A 505-nucleotide genomic window follows, 5' to 3' on the forward strand; every position below is an offset into this window, starting at 1 on the left:
TCCCGGAGCGGAGCGCAAACTCACCGGCAAGGAAGAAGCCTTGCTGGTGGCGACCGCCTGTGCCAGCCCCCCAAAGGGCCGTGCCCGCTGGACGCTCAAGCTGCTGGCAGGCGCGATGGTCAAACTCACCGAACACAAGAGCCTGTCGCACGAGACGGTTCGGCGGCGCCTGGCCGAGAATGACCTCAAGCCCTGGCGCAAAGACATGTGGTGCATTCCGCAGGTCGACGGCGAATACGTCGCCCGCATGGAGGATGTGCTCGACCTCTATGCCGAGGCGCCCGACTCCAGACGGCCGGTGGTGTGCTTCGACGAAAGCCCGGTGCAACTCATCGGCGAAACGCGTCAGCCCATTCCGGCCAAGCCCGGCAGGCTCGAACGTTACGATTATGAGTATCGTCGCAATGGCACGGTCAATCTCTTCGTTCTGCTCGACGTTCATCGTCCCTGGCGCAAGGTCAAGGTCACCGAGCGACGAGCGGCAAGGGATTACGCCCAATGCATG

The 505-nt window shown here is 63.2% G+C and carries 1 protein-coding gene; it reads left to right on the forward strand.

The features are described from left to right. Positions 1 to 505, forward strand: a 505-nt coding sequence (locus AAFX91_RS42410) for an IS630 family transposase (protein WP_394570441.1), incomplete at both ends; no start/stop codon positions are given.

It is taken from the genome of Bradyrhizobium sp. 31Argb, from assembly GCF_043638955.1.
GTDB lineage: Bacteria > Pseudomonadota > Alphaproteobacteria > Rhizobiales > Xanthobacteraceae > Bradyrhizobium.